1 rRNA gene is annotated in these 1,837 nt (G+C 52.3%); it reads left to right on the top strand.

The window, feature by feature from the left end:
* Positions 1–244 precede the first annotated feature (244 nt).
* A 16S ribosomal RNA gene (locus BEI65_RS25910) occupies positions 245–1,787 on the top strand.
* The last annotated feature ends 50 nt before the right edge of the window (positions 1,788–1,837 follow it).

Here is a 1,837-nt window from a genome sequence, read left to right as displayed (position 1 = left end):
AAGCGTAATATACGCCACCTCGAGATAGCAAGCTACGGCGGCTAACTCACTGCTCTTTAACAATTTATCAGACAATCTGTGTGGGCACTCCACAAGACGATATCCAGAACCTTCGGGTTCGAAAAAATATCAAGTCTTGAAGAGTGACCAAGCAATACGTTGTTTCGTTGGCTTGTCCAACAGAACGACTATTACGAAAGTTATTTTCGAGCATCGCTTCACGAGTTGAAGCAAATCAAGCTTTTAATTGAAGAGTTTGATCATGGCTCAGATTGAACGCTGGCGGCAGGCCTAACACATGCAAGTCGAGCGGTAGCACAGGAGAGCTTGCTCTCTGGGTGACGAGCGGCGGACGGGTGAGTAATGTCTGGGAAACTGCCTGATGGAGGGGGATAACTACTGGAAACGGTAGCTAATACCGCATAACGTCTTCGGACCAAAGTGGGGGACCTTCGGGCCTCACGCCATCAGATGTGCCCAGATGGGATTAGCTAGTAGGTGGGGTAATGGCTCACCTAGGCGACGATCCCTAGCTGGTCTGAGAGGATGACCAGCCACACTGGAACTGAGACACGGTCCAGACTCCTACGGGAGGCAGCAGTGGGGAATATTGCACAATGGGCGCAAGCCTGATGCAGCCATGCCGCGTGTGTGAAGAAGGCCTTCGGGTTGTAAAGCACTTTCAGCGAGGAGGAAGGGTAGTGTGTTAATAGCACATTACATTGACGTTACTCGCAGAAGAAGCACCGGCTAACTCCGTGCCAGCAGCCGCGGTAATACGGAGGGTGCAAGCGTTAATCGGAATTACTGGGCGTAAAGCGCACGCAGGCGGTTTGTTAAGTCAGATGTGAAATCCCCGCGCTTAACGTGGGAACTGCATTTGAAACTGGCAAGCTAGAGTCTTGTAGAGGGGGGTAGAATTCCAGGTGTAGCGGTGAAATGCGTAGAGATCTGGAGGAATACCGGTGGCGAAGGCGGCCCCCTGGACAAAGACTGACGCTCAGGTGCGAAAGCGTGGGGAGCAAACAGGATTAGATACCCTGGTAGTCCACGCTGTAAACGATGTCGACTTGGAGGTTGTGCCCTTGAGGCGTGGCTTCCGGAGCTAACGCGTTAAGTCGACCGCCTGGGGAGTACGGCCGCAAGGTTAAAACTCAAATGAATTGACGGGGGCCCGCACAAGCGGTGGAGCATGTGGTTTAATTCGATGCAACGCGAAGAACCTTACCTACTCTTGACATCCACAGAATTCGGCAGAGATGCCTTAGTGCCTTCGGGAACTGTGAGACAGGTGCTGCATGGCTGTCGTCAGCTCGTGTTGTGAAATGTTGGGTTAAGTCCCGCAACGAGCGCAACCCTTATCCTTTGTTGCCAGCGCGTAATGGCGGGAACTCAAAGGAGACTGCCGGTGATAAACCGGAGGAAGGTGGGGATGACGTCAAGTCATCATGGCCCTTACGAGTAGGGCTACACACGTGCTACAATGGCGTATACAAAGAGAAGCGAACTCGCGAGAGCCAGCGGACCTCATAAAGTACGTCGTAGTCCGGATCGGAGTCTGCAACTCGACTCCGTGAAGTCGGAATCGCTAGTAATCGTAGATCAGAATGCTACGGTGAATACGTTCCCGGGCCTTGTACACACCGCCCGTCACACCATGGGAGTGGGTTGCAAAAGAAGTAGGTAGCTTAACCTTCGGGAGGGCGCTTACCACTTTGTGATTCATGACTGGGGTGAAGTCGTAACAAGGTAACCGTAGGGGAACCTGCGGTTGGATCACCTCCTTACCTAATGATATTGATTCGAGTGAAGTGCTCACACAGATTGTCTGATGAAA

The sequence above is a fragment of the Serratia sp. BW106 genome (genome assembly GCF_002607755.1).
Lineage (GTDB): Bacteria > Pseudomonadota > Gammaproteobacteria > Enterobacterales > Enterobacteriaceae > Serratia > Serratia proteamaculans.
This window is presented reverse-complemented; position numbering and strand designations above follow the sequence as displayed.